The following is a 458-nucleotide window of genomic DNA, read 5'->3' on the forward strand; positions in this document are numbered from 1 at the left end:
CCGGAAGATATGGAGGATGGCAGAATCTATCGGTCTGCGGGCGAGCACTTCATTAAGGAGCATGTCAGCCCGGATGCACTCGATGTGGATATCGAGACGAGACGCTACCATTATCAATGCGTTCCTTCCCTGCGGAATTATTTGCGAAAAGCGAGAGCGTGGACCAATCGAGTATTTAACGGGATCGGACCGAAATATTTACAGCATTACCTGGATGAATTCTGTTTTCGTCTGAATTTACAATTGCAGAAAGTCCCAATTTTTGATCATCTCGCCCGTGCTTGTTTAAGGACATCGATGGAAAGGCCTTAAACAACGAAAAGAGTATCCTATCCCCCATGACTCGGTTTGATCATAGGGGTGGGATTGGTTTATGTGCACTCAGAGCTTTTATGTGTAGTCAGGGTTTGATGTGCATTCAGAGCTTTTATGTGTGGTCAGGGGGATATAGTTAGTTT

1 protein-coding gene is annotated in these 458 nt (G+C 45.4%); it reads left to right on the forward strand.

Annotated features, from left to right (window positions below; translation table 11 throughout):
• Positions 1-312 (forward strand): transposase (locus FS806_RS26940; RefSeq protein ID WP_144942128.1); only part of this gene is annotated, 312 nt, incomplete at its 5' end.
• Positions 313-458: the final 146 nt, after the last annotated feature.

The organism is Paenibacillus sp. 32O-W (genome assembly GCF_007679495.1).
In the GTDB taxonomy this organism is placed as follows: Bacteria; Bacillota; Bacilli; order Paenibacillales; family NBRC-103111; genus Paenibacillus_L; species Paenibacillus_L residui.